This is a genomic window from Lentilactobacillus kefiri (genome assembly GCF_007989105.1).
In the GTDB taxonomy this organism is placed as follows: Bacteria; Bacillota; Bacilli; order Lactobacillales; family Lactobacillaceae; genus Lentilactobacillus; species Lentilactobacillus kefiri.
In genome coordinates, this window is the sequence record NZ_BJVK01000020.1 from 21,051 (window position 1) to 36,699 (window position 15,649).

Here is a 15,649-nt window from a genome sequence, read left to right on the forward strand (position 1 = left end):
GTAATCTCACCCTCCTTAAAACTAGTCATTTGAAGCAGCTGATTGATCATCATTTGATTGTTGATCATTTTGCTTGCTTGGTTGGAAAGTTTGTTCAAATTCTTTAATTGCAGCGTCCAGTTTACCTGTGTCAGGCAATTGACCAGTCTTAGTAATTTCATCCAACAAATCTTTGTGATTTTGATCGAAGAAATCAAAGATCTCTGTTTGATATCTCAAAATATCGTCAATTGCAACTTTATCCAAGAATCCGTGGGTCAAGCAATAAAGAATAACAACCTGCTTTTCAACAGGAATTGGAGAATGAAGTGGTTGCTTCAAAACTTCAACGGTTCGGGCACCACGATTTAACTTGGCTTGGGTTGCTTCATCAAGGTCAGAACCAAATTGAGCAAATGATTCCAATTCATGATATGAAGCCAAGTCAAGACGTAAGGTACCAGAAACTTTCTTCATAGCCTTAACCTGCGCATCACCACCAACACGAGAAACAGAAGTACCAGCATCAACGGCTGGACGAACACCAGAATAGAAACTATCGGCATCCAAGAAGATCTGTCCATCGGTAATGGAAATAACGTTGGTTGGAATATAAGCTGAAACATCCCCTGCTTGAGTTTCAACAATTGGAAGAGCAGTCATTGAACCGCCACCCAACTTGTCACTCAATTTAGCAGCACGTTCCAACAAACGTGAGTGGGTATAGAAAATATCACCAGGATAAGCTTCACGGCCTGGAGGACGACGAAGAATAAGTGATAATTCACGGTAAGCATCAGCTTGCTTTGATAAGTCATCGTAGACAATCAAAACATGTTGACCTTTATGCATGAAGTACTCACCCATTGTAGCGCCGGCATAAGGTGCGATGTAAAGTAATGATGCTGGTTCGGAAGGTCCGGCTGAAATAACAGTCGTATAATCCATAGCACCATACTTTTCAAGTGTACTTACGGCAGTCCGAACAGTTGATTGTTTCTGTCCAATTGCAACGTAAATACATTTCATATTCTGACCCTTTTGGTTCAAGATCGTATCAATGGCAATTGAAGTCTTACCAGTTTTACGGTCTCCAATGATCAACTCACGCTGACCTCTACCAATTGGAATCAAAGAATCGATCGCTTTAATACCAGTTTGTAATGGTTCTGAAACTGACTGCCGATCCATAACACCTGGCGCTTTATGTTCAATCGCCCTGTGATCGTCGGCCTTAATAGGTCCTTTTCCATCGATTGGTTCACCGAGTGAATTAACAACTCGTCCAATCATATCGTCCCCAACGGGAACTTCCATAATTCGGCCGGTTCTTTTTACAGAATCACCTTCACGAATACCTGTGTCGTCACCTAAAATCATGATACCAACATCATTGGCTTCAAGGTTTTGTACCATTCCGTAAATGCCGTGACCGAAGTCGAGCAACTCTCCAGACAACGCATTTTCGAGACCATGAGCACGAGCAATACCATCACCAACATATGTAACGATACCTGTTTCTTGAACGTCGAGCTCGTTCTTATAGCCTTGTAATTGTTGCTTAATAAGAGCACTGATTTCCTCAGCTTTAATGCTCATAAGTTTCACCTCTTTAAATAGATATCGTTAATTCAACAATAATTCTTTGACTTTATTAATTCGAGTTTGAACACTACCATCAATAATGACATCTGAGGATCGAATGACAATGCCACCGATCAATGACTTATCGACTTTCGTGTCAAAAATGGCTTTTACCGCACCAACTCGTTTTTCAAAAGCTTTTGCCAGCCGATCAAGCTGATCATCATCAAGCGGTGTTGCAGATACAACCTGCGCTCTGACAATCTTCTTATCGTCTTCATAGAATTTCTGGAACTGATCAATAATGTCTAGGATCTGTGGAAAACGTCCGTAGCTGGCAACTACTTTAAGAAAATTATTAATAAAATCTGATGCATTTTTGGTGATAGGAGCCAGTAATGACTTTTTCTCGTCATCAGAAACTCGCATATCATTTAGAATATCAATCAACTTCGGATTAGCAGCAAAAATCTTACGTAATTCAAGCAAATCAGCGTAACCAGTTTCAAGCTCATCAGAATCGCTTAGAACTTCAAACATGGCTTTTGCATATTTTTTTGAAGCGCTAATATCATCTAATGTCATTTCTGCTTACCCAACCCTTCAATATAAGAATCAACAAGTCCTTTTTGATCATCTTCGTTCAATTCTTTTGAAATGATCTTAGATGCAATTTCAATAGAAAGACTTGCCACATCTTTTCGAGAATTAGCCAAAGCTTCTTGTCGTTGTTGTTCAATATCCTTTTCAGCAGAACTCTTAAGATTAGATACTTCACTTCTAGCATCTTCAACGATTTGTTCACGTTGTCTTTGTCCATTCTGTTTGGCATTGTTAATAATACCGCTTGCGTCATCACGGGTTTTATCTAATTCAGCCTGACGTTTTTGTGCAAGTTCAGCTGCCTTAGTCCGTGATTCCTTTGCAGAATCAATATCATTAACAATTTTATCTGAACGGTCTTGCATCATCTTAGTGACTGGCTTCCATGCAACGATCTTGATCAACCACATTAAAACAAGGAATGTGATCATCACGAAAAGCATATCACCAACATAAAGCTGAGCTCCAACTACTGAATATGAAAACATCAATCGGCACCTCCTTCTTTGTATATTTAACTAAACTAGTAATTACTTGTTCATAACTAGCAAAGCAACAACGAAGGCGATGATAGGCATAGCTTCAACCAAACCAACACCAATGAACATGTTACTACGAAGTTGTCCGGATAATTCTGGCTGACGAGCCATACCTTCCAACATCTTTGAAATTAAAATACCATCACCAACAGCTCCACCGATAGCGGCACCGGCCATTGCAATACCTGCAGCAATTGCTCCCATAATTAAAAATCCTCCTTAATATTATCCAAAATATTTTTGCTAATCTTCAAGCTCGAGCTTTCGTGAAATATATACCGATGATAACGTTACAAAAACATAAGCTTGAATACATCCAATAAAGACTGAGAAGCCTGTCCATGCAAGCTCAAGGATGAATGAAACAATCCACATTACCGCTCCACCATGTGACATACCAAGAATTATTCCAAGAAGCATTTCACCTGAAAGGATGTTACCAAATAGTCGCAAACCTAACGTTAAGAAATTAGTGAACTCCTCAAACAAATTGATTGGTAGGAAAAATACGAATGGTTTCAGATAATTCTCAAAGTGCCCCTTATAGCCTAATTTGCGAATGCCCAAGAATTGAGCCAGCGTCAAAGTCATAAGAGCCAAAGTCATCGTAATAACCGGATCAGAAGTTGGACTTTTGACATATGTTACACCAGAAATATCAATGTGCAAGAAAAGTCCTTGCAAGTTTGCAATTATGATGAACATAAACAATGTAAAACCCCATAATCCTAAGGTTCTACTTGTTTCTCCGGAAATTGAGCTTCGGACAATACCATTAGTAAAGTCTACCGCATATTCTAAAACATTCTGTGCTTTGCCCGGCTTCAAAGTTAGATGCCTCGACAACGCATATACAAGGACTAAAACGACAACGCAGGCTAGTGATATTGAAATCATATTACCAACGTTAAAAGTCAGTCCTAAGAATTCAAAAGTAGAAGCAGCAGAATCTCCCACAAAATCTCACCTCTTTCCTCGATGTAATCTCGCATGCAAATCAATCTGGTTTTGGTCCAGAAGACATTAATACCAAAGTGAAACATTGCGATGGTACTGAACACATTACAGTGTTCAAATACAATTGAAATCATACCACCAATCATGGCAAAATTCAAAGCAATATTAACATGGTAACTTCCTATGAGCCGTAGCATTCAAGGCTATATTGGACAACTGTCCAATCGGGATAATGTGAAATAAAGTGTTACTGCATAACCAAAAACACATGCTAATGAAAACATTTTCCACACACCCAATTTGACACCAACAGCCTTAAAAATTTTGCACACAATTTTTTAATTAAAAAATAAAGCTGAGCGCAAAACAGACGTTTTGCTCCAGCTTTATTTGGTTATTTCGTACCAAACAAACGGTCTCCAGCGTCACCGAGTCCAGGTACAATATAACCCTTGTCATTTAATTTTTCATCAAGTGCAGCGGCATAAATATCAACATCTGGATGAGCTTTTTGAAGTGCTTTAACACCTTCTGGTGCGGCAACCAAACAAACAAACTTGATGTTTGATGCGCCACGCTTCTTCAAAGCATCAATCGCCATGATTGATGAACCACCAGTTGCAAGCATTGGATCAACAACGAAGATTTGACGTTGATCGATATCTGAAGGCAACTTTACAAAGTATTCGTGAGGTTCCAAAGTCTTTTCATCACGATACATTCCAATATGGCCAACTTTGGCTGCTGGAATCAAATCCAAAATTCCGTCAACCATTCCAATTCCGGCACGCAAAATGGGAACAATTGCAACTTTCTTTCCAGAAATCTGTTTTGCATGTGCAATTCCTTCAGGTGTTTCGATATCAACATCTTCCAAAGGCATATCACGAGAAACTTCAAATGCCATTAAAGTGGCAATTTCGTTAACGATCTCCCGAAATTCTTTTGTCCCACAATTCTTATCTCTAATCAATGACAGCTTGTGTTGAATCAACGGATGATCCATAACTTGAAACTTACCCATTATCTTCCAACTCCTTTTTGTATTCCGAAATAATTGTATCACATATATGACATGTAAAATCACACAAAAAGGCTTGAAACCTAAATAGTTTCAAGCCTTTAAATTATTAATTATTAATTGGATGTTCTTCAGTCAGCTGTTCAACTTTAGCAGAAACATCTTTTAAGTTATTTTCATCAGTTGGATTATCGATTACCTGCAAGATCAAATTGGCAACAGCTCTTGCGTCGTCTTCTTTGAATCCGCGAGTTGTGATGGCTGGAGTGCCAAGACGCAATCCGCTGGTCTTTGAAGGTGGCAGAGGGTCATTAGGAATTGACTCTTTGTTGGTGGTAATGTGAACGGAATCCAAGACATTCTGTAAATCTTTTCCATTCAGTGAAGTCTTAGTGAGATTGAGAGTCATCAAATGATTATCAGTTCCCCCAGTTAAGACTGAAACTGTCTTTGAGTTCTGGAATACTTCCGCCATTGCTTTGGCATTCTTGATAATCTGCTCACCGTATTGCTTGAATGCAGGTTGCAAATCTTCATAGAACGCAGCGGCTTTTCCGGCGATAACGTGTTCCAAAGGACCACCTTGACTGCCTGGGAAGACTGCGGAATTGATCTTTTTGGCATATTTTTCTTTTGCCAGAATCAATCCCCCACGTGGTCCCCGCAAAGTCTTGTGGGTAGTCGTTGTGACAACATCGGCAACTGGAACAGGACTTGGATGAAGTCCAACTGCTACCAATCCGGCGATGTGAGCCATATCAACCATCAAATAAGCACCCACTGAGTCGGCAATATCACGGAATTTCTGCCAGTCGATAATTCGGCTGTATGCAGAAGCTCCCGCAATAATCAGCTTAGGATGAACAATTTGGGCGATTCGATTGACTTCATCGTAATCAATTAACTGAGTCTTTGGGTCAAGACCATATGAAAATGAATCATACAGCTTACCAGAAAAACTGACTTTGGCACCATGACTCAAATGACCACCGGCATCCAATCCCATCCCTAAGATTCGATCACCAGGCTTAAGCAAAGCTGCGTAAACCTCTTGGTTCGCCTGTGAGCCTGAGTGAGGCTGCACATTGGCATATTCGGCACCAAATAATTCTTTGGCACGATCAATCGCCAATTGTTCAACGACATCAATGTACTCACAGCCGCCATAATATCTGCGGCCAGGGTATCCTTCAGCGTACTTGTTGGTAAGCACGGAACCCTGAGCGGCACGAACAGCGTTTGATACGATATTTTCAGACGCAATCAGTTCGATATTATGTTCCTGACGGTTCTCTTCGTTGGCAATGGCATCCCAAAGTTCTGGATCCTGCTGTTTATAATCGTAGTTCAACTGCAACACCTCACTAATTTATTTGGTACAAATAAATTATAACTGCTTGAAATGCATTTGCCCAGCGGATTTGTTCAATCTATTCATGTAAGCCTCTCCAATTCCCGTCGGAGTAATTCCCTGAGTAAAAATAATTTTATATGCAGGGTGGTTATCAAAATCACGTAATTCGGCAAAAAGATCGTGAGCAGCAGTTTTGGCATCTTTACCAAGTGAAATAACATCGGCATTATCAGGCCAGTTGATTGAGTGAATGACATCGTCAAATGCCATGACACCAATCGGCTCTGAATGCTTTGAAATCCAGTCGGCGACGTCATGCCAATCGTCATCGGGATCAACAATATAAACCTGAGCGTTTGGTGCATAATGCTTGTACTTCATACCAGGTGCTTTTGGTGTCTGCTTGGCGCCAACGTGATGAAGCTCATCAATAACCGGTCGGTGAATAATGGCTTCAATATCTTCTTTGGTAACCGCTCCGGGACGCAAAATGGACGGAGTTGCCACTGACATGTCAAGAATCGTTGACTCAACCCCAACCGTTGTGGGCCCGTCGTCCACAATCGCCGCAATCTTACCATTTAAATCATGATAAACGTGTTGCGCCGTTGTGGGACTCGGTTTACCGGAAGTATTTGCGGAAGGACCGACGATTGGGACTCCTGCCTTGGATATTAAATCCAAGGTCGTCTTGTTGTTAGGAAATCGAAACGCTGCGGTGTCCAATCCACCCGTAACAGTTTTTGAGAGCGCGTTGGGCTTCAACTTAAAAATCATCGTTAAAGACCCGGGCCAAAACTTTCTCATGAGTGCCTTGGCTTCATCAGAAAACGGCTGAGTATATTTCTCAGCCATGGCCACGTCAGACACTGTCACAATCAAAGGGTTGTCGCTTGGACGTCCCTTTGCCGCATAAACTTTTTTAACTGCGGACTCGTTGGTGGCATCCGCACCCAATCCATAAACGGTTTCAGTAGGAAAAGCGACCAATTCACCCTGGCGGATAAACTCAGCAGCCTTTCCCAATTGATTTGCTTTTAACACTAAAGTTTCCATATTATATAGCCTTCATTTCTTTACTTGGATCATTCGTTGATTGCCAGCTACGTCATGTTTGGGAACAACAACGGCGCCTGGCATTGTCTGTGCAAAAATGTTGCTGACAGCTGCCTGCTGCCGAAAACCAATCTCTAAATACAATTTGCCATGCGGATTCAAGTGATGTTCCACCCCGCCGGCAATTTGCTTGTAAATGGCAAGTCCCTCGTCTTCAGCATACAAAGCCAAATTCGGTTCATTATCAATGACGCTCTTATCCATATAGGGCTGTTCATCCTTGGCAATATAGGGTGGATTCGACACGATCAGATCAAATGACTGCGGAATCTTGGCAAACACATCACTGATAACAAACTCAATGTCAGTATGATTCAACTTGGCATTTTGTTTTGCCACTTCAATTGCTTCCGGGGAAATGTCACTTGCTGTCACTTGCCAGTGAGGACGATTCTTCTTCACGGCAATCGCAATTGCCCCACTACCCGTTCCAATGTCCAAAACATTCATTGGCTGATCGGAATTATCTGCCAATACCCAATCGACTAATTCTTCGGTTTCAACACGGGGAATTAGGACATCCGGAGTTACTTTCAACGTCAAACCGTAGAAATCAGCTTTGCCGACAATATATTGTGGTGGGACACCAGAAATCAGCTGCTCAACAGCTTCTTGAAATCGTTCCCACTGCTTTCCGGGCATCTGAGATTGATAGTTAATCAGAAGATCGGTTGAAGAAAGATTAAACAGTTTCTCCAACAAAAAATCAATATCGTACATATCCAGTTCTGAGGAATCCTTGATACGAAAAGAAGCCCACTTCCGGGCTTCAAAGTAGGTCACTTTATTATTCTCATTCTTCATTGGTTAAATTCTCAAGCTTTTTGGCCTGATCAGAAACAATCAGTGCGTCAATGATCTCATCAAGCTCACCATTCATAATCCGATCCAATTTATTCAACGTCAAACCAATTCGATGATCGGTTACTCGGTTTTGTGGATAATTGTAAGTTCGAATTCGTTCAGAACGGTCACCGGTACCAATAGCCGACTTTCGTTCAGCGTTGTACTGGTCCTGTTCTTGTTGTGCATAGTAGTCGTAAACCCGAGCCTTTAAAATCTTCATGGCTTTTTGACGGTTTTGCTGCTGTGAACGTTCATCCTGCATTGCCACAACGATTCCAGTTGGCAAATGAGTCATTCGGACAGCTGATGAAGTCTTGTTAATATGCTGACCACCGGCACCAGATGACCGGTAAACATCCACTCTGATATCTTTTGGATCAATATCAATGTCGACATCTTCTTCTTCAGGCATGACACCAACTGTCGCAGTTGAAGTGTGAACTCGGCCGGCAGATTCGGTAACGGGTACCCGTTGAACACGGTGAGCCCCATTTTCGTACTTCAGCTTTGAATAGACCTTGTCCCCGGTAATCATCAGGACGATTTCCTTAAATCCACCAACTTCGGTTTCATTCTTATCGATGATCTGGACTTTCCAGCCCTGACGTTCAGCATACTTGGAATACATGCTGAATAAATCAGCAGCAAACAAGCTTCCTTCGTCACCACCGGCAGCCCCATGAATTTCCATAATAATGTTTTTCTCGTCGTTGGGATCTTTAGGAAGCAACATCACTTTCATTTGATCTTCCAACTTTTCTTTTTGTTCAGTTAAACTGGAAATCTCATCTTTAACCATGGTCTCAAGATCAGAGTCATCAATTTTTTCGCGGAGCATTTCTTTATCGTCATCAAGCTGCTTGTTAACTTTTTGATACTTTTTAAAAGCCGCAACCGTATCTCGTAAATCAGCCTCTTCTTTAGAGAGCTTCATGAACTTTTGCGTATCTGCAATCACTTCTGGATCACTAATTAATTCGTTCAGTTCATCATAACGGTCGACGACTGACTGTAATTTGTCGAAAATTTCGTCCATTTAATATTCCTCACTTTGTTACTTGATAGGTGGATTATAATAATGTTTTCTGCAGACGGGATAATAGGATTCATTACCACCCATCTGGATTTGTTCGCCTTCATATACCGGCTTGCCATCGTGGAATCGCAAGTTCATAATGGCCTTTTTACCGCAGAACCAACAAATGGTTTTCATTTCTTCTATCTTATCTGCGTACAACAATAAGTATTCGGATCCTTCAAACAGATTGTTTTGAAAATCGTTCTTCAATCCAAATGCCATCACTGGAACGTTCAGCTCATCAACGATCTTGGCAAGTTCCATAACATGCTTTTTCTTTAGGAACTGGGCCTCGTCAATTAAAATACAACTGGCATGGGGATTGAGTTCCTGAACCAAATCAAACACGTTGGTGTCTTCATGAATCGGTTCGGCTTTACGTTCCAAACCAATTCGAGATTCGATCATTCCCTGCTTCTCACGGGTGTCTAAAGCACTGGTCATAATGATAACACTTTTATTTTGCTCTTCATAATTATGAGCAACTTTGATAATTTCGATTGTTTTGCCGCTATTCATTGCACCATATCGATAAAATAGTTGAGCCAAAATATCCACCTTTTTCCTTTAGAGCTTCCCTTCCATTATACAGAAAAACATCTGAAAATCGATAATAATGAGAAAATTATCGCAGACCCTCATTATTCCAAATTGAATTTTTTATCGAAGCTTTAAGGTGGAGGCTTATGTATGTTCAAACGGTTTGGCATATGCTAAACTTAATGTTTGATTAGTATCATTATGTACTTCATTTAAGGGAGTAAAACTTATGTCATTAAAAAGCTCAATTGCAACTGTAGCCGGTAAGTCCTCTTACTGGTTCCTACACACTTTCTTCAAGGGCGGCAGTTCGCTTCCCGGAAAGATCACCAAACGGCTCGATCCGGATATTCTTGCAACACTTGGCCGGGATTATGATGTCATTGTCATTACCGGAACCAACGGAAAGACTTTGACCACCGCATTGACCGTTCAGGTTTTAAAAGAAAAATACGATAATATTTTAACCAACCCGACCGGCTCAAACATGGAACAGGGAATCATCACCACTTTCCTTCATGCGCCAAAATCGAAGGGTAAGCGGCCATTGGCTGTTTTGGAAGTTGATGAAGCAAACGTTATTATGGTAACAAAATACATCAAACCAAAAGCATTTGTATTTACCAACATCTTCCGGGACCAAATGGATCGCTATGGTGAAATCTATACCACATACAACAAGATTTTGAATGGTGTCGCATTGGCACCCAATGCAACAATCATTGCCAATGGTGATGCCCCAATCTTCCATTCAAAGCAACTTCCAAATCCGATTGTTTATTATGGATTTAATAATCAAAAGGATAGCGACATCAAAGCAACACCAAACACTGATGGTGTCCTATGTCCACAGTGTCAACACGTTTTGCACTATCGCTTTATCAGTTATTCCAACTTGGGCAAGTATTTCTGCCCCAACTGTGGCTTCGAACGGCCAAAGCTCAATTTTGAATTGAATAAGATTACCAACCTGACACCAAAGTCATCCTCATTTGAAATTGATGGCGAACCGATCAAAATCGGGATTGGTGGTGTCTACAACATTTATAACGCTTTGGCTGCTTATTCTGTTGGCCGTTTCATGGGTGTTTCCCCTGCTCAGGCAAAGAAGGCATTCGAAAAAGGTGAACGCATCTTTGGACGTCAAGAAGAGATCAATGTTAACGGTAAGTTGGTCACGCTGATTCTCGTTAAAAATCCGGTTGGCCTTAATCAAGTAATCGATATGATTTCAACCGACAGGGATCCCTTTACGTTTATTGGTTTACTGAATGCCAATTATGCTGACGGAATTGATACCAGCTGGATTTGGGACGGCGACTTTGAACGCCTGCCAAAGATGAATATCAAACAATTCATCACCGGTGGCGAACGATACAAAGATATTACCTACCGTCTGCAGGTTGCTGGCGTTGACCCGAAGAAACATTTGGTTGAACCGGACTTGGACAAAGTCGTTGAAATGATTCCAAAAACACCCACAAAAAAGGTTTATATCCTCGCAACTTACACGGCTATGCTACACTTAAGAAAAGTTTTTGCTGCAAAAGGTTTCATCAAGGGAGGCATGGGATAATGGCATATTCTTTAAATGTGTGTCACCTTTACGGTGATTTGATGAACACTTACGGTGACTTGGGCAACATTTTAGTATTGAAATACTTGGCCTCCAAAATGGGGGTTGAGTTAAATTCCGAAGTCATCAGCTTGGATCAAAACTTTGACCCGGACAAATACGATATTATTGTGTTTGGCGGTGGTCAGGACTTTGAACAATCCATTATTTCAAAAGATATTCAGTCTAAGAAACAAGCTTTAACCGACTTTATCGAAGACAACGGTTCAGTTGTTGCAATCTGTGGCGGCTATCAGCTGTTGGGCCATTACTACATCGGTGCCAATGGTGAAAAATTAATGGGAATCGGTGCGTTAAACCATTACACCGACAAGCAAAAGGATCACCGTTTCATCGGCAATGTGGTTATCGAAAATGAAGAAACCGGTGAAAAGTACCATGGATTTGAAAATCATCAGGGAATCACCTTCCTGGGTGACGGTGAACGACCACTTGGAAAAGTTCTTGAAGGCCATGGAAACAACGGTCAAGATAAAACCGAGGGTGCAATTCATAAAAATGTCTACTGCACCTATTTTCACGGTCCAATCCTTGCCAGAAACAACGACATTGCCAAACATGTTTTAATGAATGCGCTTAAGAGAAAATATCCAGACGCTGACTTGGCATCTCAAGCAGCCCTTAAAGTTGGTCCGACATTTTAAATTAAAAGGAGCCACAACGATTGTTGTGACTCCTTTTTGATACATACAATTAGTCTTTTGGACGAACATTTTCTTTCACAAACGTTCGGATCAATTCACTTCGGTATGGGAAAAATAGTTTATTAGTGGCGTTCGGGTGAACCCGATTGGATAAGAATACCAGTGCCTTGTGGGTTACACGATCAACCACAATCAATGTTCCAGTGTAGCCGGTGTGAAGAATATATGGATGGTCGTCAAAGTGACGAAGGATCCAGCCAAACGAACGATTCTTCATGCGGCCTGGAGTCTGGTCGACAAACAGTTGATCCAACCATTCATCAGGCAGAAAGTCGGGGTATTGAATATCGCCCAACAGCCATCTTGAGAAATGGACTAAATCATCCAATGTCGCAAACAATCCGGCTGAACCACAATCTGCACCTAAAATTCTGGCTTTGGGATCATGAACTGTACCATGAATCAGACCCTTGCCAGGGATCAGTTCTGTTGGAACGACGTTGTTGATTTGATCCGGTACGAACGTGGCGTGTTTAAGTTCAAGCGGTTTTAAGACCATTTCACTGATCAATTGTTGAACAGGCTCGCCCATCACCTTGGAAGCAATCCATCCCAAAAAGATGTAATTATAATCCTGATAGTGAACCACCCTGCCAATGTCTGGCCCACTCTTCAAATTGAGTAGTGCGGGCATCAATTCTGATTTAGGCAGCTGATTGCGATTGGGAATATACCCAACGATATCCGATGTATGGGTCAATAAATGGCGCACCGTCACTTGTGGGGACTGCCATTCCGGAAAATATTTACTAAAAGAGTCGTTTAAAGAGATTTTGCCTAATACAAGTAGCTTTAAAATCAGGTTGGTTGTTCCAACAACCTTGGTCAAAGACGCAAGGTCGTACAGTTCCCCACTGTGAAGTGGCAATTTGTCGGGCACCAGTTCCTGCTGACCAAAAACATCAGCCTGAATGCCGTCATCGTCTACGATTGCATAACTAACCCCCGGCACAATTCCCAGCTGAACAAATTGGTGAATTTTTGCGACAGTATCTGGATAATCCATTGACGATTTCCTTTCGTGATGAAAATTAATTGTGTTTATTGTACCGCTAATAGCGGAATGATTAAAGATTCCATCACGTTTGGCCAATCCAAAAATTTCTCCCGAGACGTTTCATATTTGTTACAATAAGATACGTAGAACTGCAAGGATAGGAGGAAAAGCAAGTGGCAAGTAATTCAGACACAATTTATCATGTACTTTCATACATTAAGGCCCATCCTGACAAAGTGCTGACTAAGCCGTCCACCTACGATAACGTTGTCGAAATGTACCTGGATGACACCGTCAAATTAGGCAATCCGGAAATTTATTTTCCAAAACAAAAGTTGGAAGTTAACCGAATGTCATCGGATTTCATGACGATGTACGGTGACCTACTCGACTATTTCCATGATATGACGCAAGTTAAAGACGCCAATTATCATGAGTTGTGGATCACAACCTCACACCTGATTGATAAGCACAAATACTTAGTTGATCTGTCTTTTGAATAAACGGTCAACATAAAGGAGAACAACTTTTGATTAGCACATTATTCGATGTCATCACCAAGCTTTCGTCTTATGCAATGGTGATCTTTTTTGCGATGTTTGTGTATTTTAAAGTCACTGGCAAACACGGCAAGTATCCATATGGCAAATATGCCCTCATCTCGCTCGTTTTACTGGTCGTCTTTGGAACATTGTTCTTTAATTCGCCCAAGGGCAAGGAAGTCATTAAAAAGGGCAATGCCGAGCAGGCTGAAAGAACTGAAAAGACAACCAAGAAAACCAGCAAGAAGCCGACTAAATCCACTGAGGATTCAGTCAAGCACACTTTGAGCACCACTCACAGCCTCTTATTTGAACATCAGAGCAAAATTGTGACGAGCCCAAGAATCTTCAATGTTGAAGTCACTGACAAGCGGGATACAGTTGAATCATTTCGACTGACGACAATCGCCGTTTTGAAAGCAATCAAGAATTCCAAATATCAACAGTATGACACATTCAACATTACCTTTAACCGGGACTTGGGCAATAACAAGAAGCGAAAGATCATTAAGAGTACATTTACAAAAAATACTTTGACAAAATTAAATCTGGATCAGCTTCAAACGAACCAGTTAAAGGCCAAAGCAGATAACTATTATGAATCAAAATAATACACAAAAACGACTGCGAATAAATTTCACAGTCGTTTTTATTTTGTTAACTGGTAACTTTCATCAATTAAATCGGTAATTTGTTTGAAATCTAATTGTTCCAACCTCATCGCCAACCAGTGATTTTTATTCATATGATAGGCTGACAGGAATCCTGGTGTCCCCTGGCGGAACTCGACTTCCTTTGGATCAAGCTTAATATCCATGATTGCTTCAGAGCCGCTGCCTTCAAGGCCGAGTTGTTGCTTCCTAACCTGCATGACCAAGCCAAACCATTTCCGATTATCCACATGCCGAAGGACCGCATAGCTGGGATACTTTTTCCAAAGATATTCAGGACGGACATGGTATTTGTTTAAAACATAAGTCATCACTTCATCAACGGGCAAATTTAACTCTCCTAACTCAAAAGTATTAGAATCCTTAATCACGAAAATTAGTTTCAATCCAATGTAGTATCATATCCCATCTCTTTAACAAACTTCAAAACGTCTTTTGATGCCACAAAAGTTGTCTTGTGTGCAAGTGAAGTGAACCCCAAAAGTGCGGATGAAATGTCATTTTTTTACTCAAAATAGTCCGATTAAACATAGAAATGAACATTTTTTTGTGATTATTAATCAGATCAAATATCCAATGTTTGTTTAACTAAAGCAAATTGATCCATGATAATCTTTGTATTGTAAAAAAGTTGTAAAACACCTTGAATCCGATAATTATGGTGATAGCCTGAATTTAGTTCAATTAATAATGAGATGAGAACCGTGAATAATCCAGTTCTGGATTTATAACAGCAATTTACTGATAAAGATGATCCACAAAGATTGGAATTGAAGCACAGTAGTCGAAGCCATATATGCAAGAGTGGCTTTAGCATCTTCTGTAAGTGATTCTATTTACTCCTTGTGCTCAATGACTCTTGGAACCTAGTCTCCTTTTTGGTTTACTTTTCCAATTGAAGATAAGAGTGGTTTAGTGATTTCTGGCAAGCAAGAATACAATTCCGTAATTTTAAAGAATGTTTATTTTACTTATGAACAATATGAAGCTTTGAAAAATGTTGGTTTATGCTTCGAGAACATAAGAAATTACAATTGGTGAACCTTCAGAAGCTGAAAAAACAATCACTATTACATTCTGACCAGGCTTTATCCAATTGATAAAGGAGAACTATTGCTTGGAAAAGCATCTGCTTACAAATACACGTTACATAGCTAACGTATATTATTTAGTATTGTTAATCAATAAAATAGTATCTTATCCTACTCTATAAAGGATAATTTATGGTTTGGAGTAGATACAGATGATACGACATTAACCATGCTTTAGATTTGCTAATGTGCCATGCAATATTAGTTTAATGCCAAAAAGAATTTGAACTATTGTTGGTGAACAAGACGTTAAATTATCCGGTGAACAACGTCAGACACAACAAATTGCTAGAACATATTTAAAAGAGACACCAATTATTATTCTAGATGAAATTACTTCAAGCTTGGATTCCGATTCCGAAAAAATATATTAACGTCACTGGAATGATTA

General features: G+C 40.4%; 17 protein-coding genes. 4 read left to right on the forward strand and 13 right to left on the reverse strand.

Translation table 11 applies throughout. The features are described 5' to 3' along the window. Positions 1-21: 21 nt before the first annotated feature. From atpA to LKE01_RS07870, 11 genes are all read right to left on the reverse strand, one after another. Positions 22-1,578 carry a F0F1 ATP synthase subunit alpha gene (gene atpA, locus LKE01_RS07820; protein ID WP_056981507.1) on the reverse strand — a complete coding sequence of 519 codons (1,557 nt, stop codon included), beginning with the start codon at positions 1,576-1,578 and terminating at the stop codon, positions 22-24. 27 nt (positions 1,579-1,605) lie between these two features. Then, positions 1,606-2,148, reverse strand: a complete 543-nt coding sequence (atpH, locus tag LKE01_RS07825; RefSeq protein ID WP_054769337.1) for an ATP synthase F1 subunit delta — start codon at positions 2,146-2,148, stop codon at positions 1,606-1,608. Continuing rightward, a complete protein-coding gene (atpF, locus tag LKE01_RS07830) occupies positions 2,145-2,654 on the reverse strand; it encodes a F0F1 ATP synthase subunit B (RefSeq protein WP_054769338.1) in 510 nt (169 codons plus the stop codon). Before atpF ends, atpH begins: the two co-directional genes overlap by 4 nt. A 42-nt stretch (positions 2,655-2,696) precedes the next feature. Then, positions 2,697-2,909, reverse strand: a complete 213-nt coding sequence (gene atpE, locus LKE01_RS07835; protein ID WP_013727677.1) for a F0F1 ATP synthase subunit C — start codon at positions 2,907-2,909, stop codon at positions 2,697-2,699. 39 nt (positions 2,910-2,948) lie between these two features. Then, positions 2,949-3,662, reverse strand: a complete 714-nt coding sequence (gene atpB / locus LKE01_RS07840) for a F0F1 ATP synthase subunit A (RefSeq protein WP_054769339.1) — start codon at positions 3,660-3,662, stop codon at positions 2,949-2,951. Positions 3,663-4,056: 394 nt separating this feature from the next. Then, complete coding sequence (upp, locus tag LKE01_RS07845) at positions 4,057-4,686, reverse strand: uracil phosphoribosyltransferase (RefSeq protein WP_056981505.1); 630 nt, start codon at positions 4,684-4,686, stop codon at positions 4,057-4,059. Between the two features lie 106 nt (positions 4,687-4,792). Next, complete coding sequence (gene glyA, locus LKE01_RS07850; protein WP_054769340.1) at positions 4,793-6,043, reverse strand: serine hydroxymethyltransferase; 1,251 nt, start codon at positions 6,041-6,043, stop codon at positions 4,793-4,795. A 27-nt stretch (positions 6,044-6,070) separates the two neighbouring features. Continuing rightward, complete coding sequence (locus tag LKE01_RS07855) at positions 6,071-7,093, reverse strand: L-threonylcarbamoyladenylate synthase (RefSeq protein ID WP_056981503.1); 1,023 nt, start codon at positions 7,091-7,093, stop codon at positions 6,071-6,073. 12 nt (positions 7,094-7,105) lie between these two features. After that, positions 7,106-7,957 carry a peptide chain release factor N(5)-glutamine methyltransferase gene (gene prmC, locus LKE01_RS07860; protein WP_056981500.1) on the reverse strand — a complete coding sequence of 284 codons (852 nt, stop codon included), beginning with the start codon at positions 7,955-7,957 and terminating at the stop codon, positions 7,106-7,108. Then, the gene (prfA, locus tag LKE01_RS07865) at positions 7,947-9,035 is read right to left on the reverse strand and encodes a peptide chain release factor 1 (RefSeq protein WP_056981498.1); all 1,089 of its coding nucleotides are present in this window, start codon (positions 9,033-9,035) and stop codon (positions 7,947-7,949) included. Before prfA ends, prmC begins: the two co-directional genes overlap by 11 nt. A gap of 18 nt (positions 9,036-9,053) precedes the next feature. Next, positions 9,054-9,626, reverse strand: coding sequence for a thymidine kinase (locus LKE01_RS07870; protein WP_054769341.1), 573 nt, complete (start codon positions 9,624-9,626; stop codon positions 9,054-9,056). Positions 9,627-9,846: 220 nt separating this feature from the next. Between LKE01_RS07870 and LKE01_RS07875 the strand changes: the two genes are divergently transcribed. Continuing rightward, positions 9,847-11,193: a Mur ligase family protein gene (locus LKE01_RS07875; RefSeq protein ID WP_056981496.1), complete on the forward strand. Its 1,347-nt coding sequence runs from the start codon at positions 9,847-9,849 to the stop codon at positions 11,191-11,193. Beyond that, positions 11,193-11,897, forward strand: coding sequence for a type 1 glutamine amidotransferase (locus LKE01_RS07880; protein ID WP_056981494.1), 705 nt, complete (start codon positions 11,193-11,195; stop codon positions 11,895-11,897). Before LKE01_RS07875 ends, LKE01_RS07880 begins: the two co-directional genes overlap by 1 nt. Before the next feature lie 49 nt (positions 11,898-11,946). On the opposite strand, the gene LKE01_RS07885 is transcribed toward LKE01_RS07880, so the two are convergent. Next, positions 11,947-12,963, reverse strand: coding sequence for a serine hydrolase domain-containing protein (locus LKE01_RS07885; RefSeq protein ID WP_056981492.1), 1,017 nt, complete (start codon positions 12,961-12,963; stop codon positions 11,947-11,949). Between the two features lie 164 nt (positions 12,964-13,127). Here LKE01_RS07885 and LKE01_RS07890 point away from each other — a divergent pair, with 164 nt between their 5' ends. Together LKE01_RS07890 and LKE01_RS07895 are read left to right on the forward strand one after the other, a co-directional pair. Then, positions 13,128-13,457, forward strand: coding sequence for a hypothetical protein (locus LKE01_RS07890; protein WP_054769342.1), 330 nt, complete (start codon positions 13,128-13,130; stop codon positions 13,455-13,457). Between the two features lie 26 nt (positions 13,458-13,483). Next, entirely contained in the window at positions 13,484-14,107 is a 624-nt protein-coding gene (locus LKE01_RS07895; protein WP_054769343.1) for a hypothetical protein, read from the forward strand. A 38-nt stretch (positions 14,108-14,145) separates the two neighbouring features. On the opposite strand, the gene LKE01_RS07900 is transcribed toward LKE01_RS07895, so the two are convergent. Beyond that, positions 14,146-14,496, reverse strand: coding sequence for an MmcQ/YjbR family DNA-binding protein (locus tag LKE01_RS07900; RefSeq protein ID WP_095344930.1), 351 nt, complete (start codon positions 14,494-14,496; stop codon positions 14,146-14,148). Between the last annotated feature and the right edge of the window lie 1,153 nt (positions 14,497-15,649).

What these genes read in the sequence shown, in the direction of transcription:
- atpA (WP_056981507.1), bottom strand. Translation starts at nt 1,578, where the DNA reads ATGAGCATTAAAGCTGAGGAAATCAGTGCTCTTATTAAGCAACAATTA.
- atpH (WP_054769337.1), bottom strand. Translation starts at nt 2,148, where the DNA reads ATGACATTAGATGATATTAGCGCTTCAAAAAAATATGCAAAAGCCATG.
- atpF (WP_054769338.1), bottom strand. Translation starts at nt 2,654, where the DNA reads ATGTTTTCATATTCAGTAGTTGGAGCTCAGCTTTATGTTGGTGATATG.
- atpE (WP_013727677.1), bottom strand. Translation starts at nt 2,909, where the DNA reads ATGGGAGCAATTGCTGCAGGTATTGCAATGGCCGGTGCCGCTATCGGT.
- upp (WP_056981505.1), bottom strand. Translation starts at nt 4,686, where the DNA reads ATGGGTAAGTTTCAAGTTATGGATCATCCGTTGATTCAACACAAGCTG.
- LKE01_RS07855 (WP_056981503.1), bottom strand. Translation starts at nt 7,093, where the DNA reads ATGGAAACTTTAGTGTTAAAAGCAAATCAATTGGGAAAGGCTGCTGAG.
- prmC (WP_056981500.1), bottom strand. Translation starts at nt 7,957, where the DNA reads ATGAAGAATGAGAATAATAAAGTGACCTACTTTGAAGCCCGGAAGTGG.
- prfA (WP_056981498.1), bottom strand. Translation starts at nt 9,035, where the DNA reads ATGGACGAAATTTTCGACAAATTACAGTCAGTCGTCGACCGTTATGAT.
- LKE01_RS07875 (WP_056981496.1), top strand. Translation starts at nt 9,847, where the DNA reads ATGTCATTAAAAAGCTCAATTGCAACTGTAGCCGGTAAGTCCTCTTAC.
- LKE01_RS07880 (WP_056981494.1), top strand. Translation starts at nt 11,193, where the DNA reads ATGGCATATTCTTTAAATGTGTGTCACCTTTACGGTGATTTGATGAAC.
- LKE01_RS07885 (WP_056981492.1), bottom strand. Translation starts at nt 12,963, where the DNA reads ATGGATTATCCAGATACTGTCGCAAAAATTCACCAATTTGTTCAGCTG.